Origin of the sequence: uncultured Anaerococcus sp. (assembly GCF_963510915.1) — a bacterium.
Lineage (GTDB): Bacteria > Bacillota > Clostridia > Tissierellales > Peptoniphilaceae > Anaerococcus.
In genome coordinates this window covers 1-3,534 of sequence record NZ_CAUPHG010000132.1, presented here as the reverse complement: position 1 = coordinate 3,534, position 3,534 = coordinate 1, and the positions used below count along the sequence as shown (strand labels likewise).

Annotated in this window: 3 protein-coding genes; all 3 read right to left on the bottom strand. The window is 36.0% G+C overall.

Annotated elements, in window-relative coordinates; translation table 11 throughout:
* Positions 1 to 2,020 (bottom strand): heavy metal translocating P-type ATPase (locus RQ893_RS08595; protein WP_311482605.1); only part of this gene is annotated, 2,020 nt, incomplete at its 3' end.
* Positions 2,020 to 2,352: a DUF6110 family protein gene (locus RQ893_RS08590; RefSeq protein WP_311482604.1), complete on the bottom strand. Its 333-nt coding sequence runs from the start codon at positions 2,350 to 2,352 to the stop codon at positions 2,020 to 2,022. The genes RQ893_RS08595 and RQ893_RS08590, both read right to left, overlap by 1 nt.
* A 477-nt stretch (positions 2,353 to 2,829) precedes the next feature.
* On the bottom strand, positions 2,830 to 3,534 hold a 705-nt coding region (locus RQ893_RS08585; RefSeq protein ID WP_311482603.1), incomplete at its 5' end, for an ornithine carbamoyltransferase.

The following is a 3,534-nucleotide window of genomic DNA, read 5'->3' as shown; positions in this document are numbered from 1 at the left end:
GGATTAGGGATGAATTTGTATTTGATAAAAGTCCCAAAACTCCTAGGATAATTAGACTAGAATTAATTCCTACTATTTTTCTATAGTCAGTCTTAATTCTCCTATCCATAGATTTGGAAAGTTTTATCACCTCTACCAAACCTTCTAAGCTGTCTGTGCCTATGGATATATCTGAAATCTCCTTAGCTATATCAGCTCCCTGGTGCATAGCTATACCAACGTCAGCAGCTGATAGAGCTACAGAATCATTTATTCCGTCGCCAATCATTATAACTTTTCTACCTTCAGCCTTTTTCTTTTTGATGTAGGCTTCCTTATCTTCAGGTAGGACTTGGGATTGATAGTGATCAAGACCTAATCTTTTTGCAACAGATGAAGCTGCATTTTCTGCATCTCCAGTAAGCATAGCAATTTCGCTAAATCCAAGCTTTCTTAAATCTTCAATTACCCCTTCAGCTTCTTCCCTTATTGGGTCTTCTATACAAAGCACTGCTATTAGCCTGTCTGAAAATGCCAAATAAAGAAGGGAATAATTTTCCTTGAGCTTGTCAATCATCTTCTTGGTTTCGTCAGATATTTCTATACCTTCATCTTCAAGTATAAAATGCTCAGAACCAATTAGGGCAGCCTTATCTGCTATATATGCCCTTATACCATGAGCTACAATATACTCTGGTTTAGAGTGCATTTCCTCATGATGAAGATCCTTATCCTTGGCGGCCTTTACCACAGCGTTAGCTATAGAATGTGGGAAGTGTTCTTCAAGACAGGCTGCTATCCTCAAGCACTCATCCTCACTTATATCTGTAAGGGCAATTACCTTAGCAAGACTAGGCTCTGACTTAGTCAAAGTACCTGTTTTGTCAAAGACAATTGTATCTGCGTGGGCTAGGTTTTCTAAAAATCTACCGCCCTTTACTATAACATCCATATCTGACGCCTGACTTATAGCCTTCATAGTAGCTATAGGTATTGTTAATTTAAGAGCACAAGAAAAATCAACCATCAAAAATGACTTGGCCTTGATGAAATTTCTTGTAAGTAGGTAGGTTAGACCTGCTCCTATAAAGGAATACTTAACAAGAGAATCCGCCATACTTTCTGCCTTCTTTTGAGAAAGTGATTTGTTTCTTTCACTTTCAGAAATGAGGTTTATGATGTGGCTTAACCTTGAATCATCGTATTTTTTGCTTACTTTTACAAGAATACCACCCTCTTCTAAGGCTGTTCCTGCAAAAACAACTGATCCTTTATTTTTCTTGACCGCTTCACTTTCGCCTGTAAAGGATGCTTCGTTGACCATAGCAAGGCCTTCTACAACCTCACCGTCGACTGGAATAGTTGATCCCATTTCAACTGCTACAAGATCACCTACTTCTACTTCCTTGAGTGGTTTTAAGAATTTCTTACCATCTTGAACCACAAAGACCTTATCAATATTTAAGGCTAGGGAATGGGCTAAATCTTCTTGAGATTTCTTTAGAGTATAATCTTCTAATCTCTCACCTAAGTTTAAGAGGAACATAATATTTGCTGCATCGCCAAATTCCCCTGTTGCTAGGGATACAGAGATAGCTGTAGCGTCCAATAGGTCTACATTTAACTTTCTTTGGCGGATTGCCTTTATACCGTCCCTAATAAATGGATAGGCTCTTAGCATAATAAAATATGGACCAAGAGGTGCTGGTATGAAGTATCTGAAGAAAATCCTCCTATAAAAAGCATCTCTTAAAATCCTAAAGATATCCTCTTCTTCTTGTGGGTAGAAATCAGGATCATCGATAACCAAGTCTTTTATAGTTTTTAAATCAAGGTCTAGGATAAACCTGGCAAGGTTTGGAAGGCTTCCCTTTTCAAAACTAACTGTAAAGGAATTTGCAAGGGGATTTACCTTGCAAAACTTAACGCCCTCTAATCCTTGTACTAAATATTTTAGATTATTGGCTAGATCAAAGCTAAGATTTTCCTCATATACAAACCTAGCCCTGGTATCTAGCCTGTGGGCTAAACTTGCCCTCATTATTTATCTTCGTCCTCTTTGATTTCAGCCTTGATTTCTTCTTTGATTTGATTAATTAGGTCTTCTTTAGCAACTTCATCTATATTTAGTTCTGCTGCTTTTTTAGCCTTTTCTAAATCTTCTTTTGCGTTCGCTTCTTTAGCTTCTGCTACTATATCATCAGCAGAAACTCTTACTTGTTCTACTGTCTTATCAATAGATTTTTTTACTCTAAGACCACCTGCAACAGCACCTACAGCTGCTTTCTTAGCAAGTTCTGAGCTTAAAATCTTTCCTCCAAGAGCTCCAACTAAAACTCCTGCACCAATTCTTAAAAACTTTTTGCTTATCATATTACTCTCCTTTATAAAATATATTAATATTGTATAAATATCATAATATTATTATATTTGATTTTTCAGTAATAGCAAGTTTTTATGCAAAAATATTTTTATGTAAATCATTGAAATAACACAAATGTTAGGCTCACCTTTCTTAATTTTAGTTTTTTTATTCATTTGATATTGATAACAATTCCTAAAATCAACCTTTTTAATAATGAATAACAATTCATATTAATCCTGGTTTTTGCATAAAATATTGATAAAAAATTCATTCACTGGATATAATGATAATATAACATATACTTAACTTAAATGATAGAAAAACGGCTAAGGTTCACGATTTACAAAGAGTTTGACTTATACTACAAGAAGGAAAATCGAGTTATTACTTAACTTCTAAAAAATAAACAATTAAAAAGCTGGCATAAGATGGGCAAACGGTCTTTGAAAATCAAAGAGAGCTTGCAAATCACTTACCAGCTTTTTTTAATCATATCTTAATGTTGAATATAAAATCGCCTTCACAGCAGGAATCCTGTTTTCAGTTTGGTCGAAAACCATGGATTTATCTGACCTAAAGACTGAATCAGCGACTTCCATACCATTAAAATCCCAATCTTTCATGTCATCTGGGAGTTTAGCTAGGACCTTTTTTGCAAGGTTTGACTTGTGGTCGTGGAAGGCTGGCAGGCAGTGCATAAAAATCGCATCCTTATCGCACATGGCCATGACCTCATCGGTCACCCTATAAGGATAAAGCCTCCTTATCCTATCCATAGGTGGGTCTTCTTTTTCTGTAAGGGCAATCCACATATCTGTATAAATTATATCGGCATCTGCCACTGCTTCCTCGATATCATCTGTATAAATAACATCCGAATCGTGCTTGTCGGAAAACTTTCTAGAAAGTCTGACCAAATCTCTTCTAGGGAAAAACTTCCTTGGTCCACAGCCTACAAAATCTATACCAAGTTTTGAGCAAGTAATTACAAGTGAATTTGGCATTATATCACCAGGATAGCCAAGATAAGCAAGCTTTAGGCCTCTTAGATAGCCAAATTTTTCCCTAATGGTGAGCATATCCGAAATCATTTGTGAAGGGTGAAACATATCTGTCATAGCATTATAAATTGGTACTTCTGTAATTTTTACCAATTTTTCTAATAGGTCTTGCTCATGACCTCTGTAGAC

What these genes read in the sequence shown, in the direction of transcription:
- RQ893_RS08590 (WP_311482604.1), bottom strand. Translation starts at nt 2,352, where the DNA reads ATGATAAGCAAAAAGTTTTTAAGAATTGGTGCAGGAGTTTTAGTTGGA.